The sequence below is a fragment of the Thiorhodococcus mannitoliphagus genome, from assembly GCF_010915725.1.
Classification (GTDB): Bacteria; Pseudomonadota; Gammaproteobacteria; order Chromatiales; family Chromatiaceae; genus Thiorhodococcus; species Thiorhodococcus mannitoliphagus.
The window spans coordinates 1-1,918 of sequence record NZ_JAAIJR010000301.1 but is presented as its reverse complement, the minus strand read 5'-3'; the positions used below and the strand labels follow the sequence as shown (position 1 = coordinate 1,918).

At 58.9% G+C, this 1,918-nt stretch carries 1 protein-coding gene; it reads right to left on the bottom strand.

All coding sequences use genetic code 11. The features are described 5' to 3' along the window. Nucleotides 1-1,368: 1,368 nt before the first annotated feature. A partial coding sequence (locus G3480_RS28060) for a hypothetical protein (RefSeq protein WP_206171921.1) occupies nt 1,369-1,918 on the bottom strand: 550 nt, incomplete at its 5' end.

Sequence of the window (1,918 nt, the reverse complement as noted above, 5' to 3'; positions counted from 1 at the left end):
CCGGATCCCATTCGAATCTTATCTGCATGCAGTCATGTTACTACATAAGTGTAGTAACACAGCCATTCTACCGCAGCGACAGCGTCTGCAATGGCGGGTTGATCCGTCACACGTGAGCCACCGACTAAGGACCGCACCTGGGACACGGCCGTCGCCCGTAGGGATCAAATAGCACTCTTCCCTGCGCCGAGGCAAACGGTCCCCGGCCTCCACTGGAACTGACCTCGGCTGACCGCATGGCAAGCTAGGTGCCCGAGTCCGTCGGCAGCCGAAAGTCCCGGATCAGGGCCACAGTCCAGTAGAGCGTATAGGCCAGGGCAATCGCATCAAGAAATGGTCATATTAGAGCGCATTTATATGTTAGCGAAATCAGCATGATGGAGCACGCAGAGCCCGAATTTCTGAGCGTTGATAGAGCGAGAGTTCAAAGTCCTTGCCAGCAATCGACGCTCGGAGACACTCGTCGCACCGGGTCTGCGGGTGAATCCAGCAGCATTTCTGTTTTGTGGAACCGAGATCCGACGCATGGCAGATATAACGCGCTGAATTAAAAGGCATTAGAGATTCAGAATATAAGGAATGTTTGATGCGATTGCCCTGGGAGGAGCCCGTGGATCTAGACCCTCAACTATCAGGCATCCGTCTTTCCCACCTACACCGATCTTGGCAGAAAAAGCTAGAAGTACTGCTCCCGAAAATCCGAGAGCGAGTCCGACTTGATTCAAGGTTGCAGCTGACATTGTCCATCTTCCCAAGAAATATCGCGAAGCGCACGGCCTGCTCGGCCGTACTAGGCAGAAACGCGGTCTCCGATCGGTGCCTTGTGGATGCTGTGCTGATGGGACCGGCGGACACGACTTGATCTTAAGCCTCGGCACTTTGAGGGGCAATTGGCGGCTCAGGGTTGAGAGCGCTGGTAACAGTCGATGCGACTCGCGATACGGAGCAGCGTCCGCTGTTCGCGCGGATGCGGCCCGTCGGGTAGCAGGGTGGCCGTAAGGTCACCCTGCTACCCGACGATGCGGCCCCCGCCCAACGAACCCCCAGCGGCCACAACTGGGACGGCTGAGTCAGGCCGCCCTAGAGGGTCGCTGACCTGTTCGCTCCCAAACCAGCCCCTCCGAAAACAGCCTCGCGCTGTCGCTCCAAGCGGTTAGAGGTCAGACGGGTAGTGATCTCCTATGCCAGAAAAACCGCCGGCAGCGGACAAACTGGGATGACAGTGTCAAGCATAGCGCGCACCTTAAAGTCCCGCGGTCCGTCGATCAACCGCGGCCCCTAGACCTCTAACTCCCGTCACAGGTTTACACCAAACCAAGCTCTCATCTTCCGGGTTGGCTGGCCAACGTCCATGAGCTTCAGACGCGTTTACTCCTCCGTTCTATGGCCCTTCTTTTCCGCTTCGGCGGACTTCCGAAAGAACCTGTGGAGTTTGTACGCGCCGTAGCCAAAGCCGGCAGCAAGGGCCGCTGGCGCGGCCACGGTAATGAAAACACCCGTTGCGGCCCTGCCGCCAACCGCACTTCCAATGGCTGCAAGACCAGACATGATTCCTGGGCCGCTGAAGCCAGCGACCGTTCCTGCAGCGCCGATGGTGGCTACGCCGGCTGCCGTACCAGATGCCGCTCCCAGGTAGCCGGCTTTGCGCCCAAACGACCGTGCATCCTTTTCGGGCCTTTCCAAAGTGGGGTTGTCGGCAAGCACCGTGCTGTTGAGTAGATGTGCTGTAGCGGCTCCCGGCAACCCTCCTAGCAAGGCTACGCCCGCGACTGCGCCACTACCTACCATTGCGCCACTCGCAGCAAGCCCGCTCATGATCCCTGATCCGGATAGCCCCGCCACCAATGCCATGGACTTAAGCCGCCCGGCAGTAAGCCGGGTGGAATCCAGGCTTGAGCTTGCCGGGATTGCGGCGTGG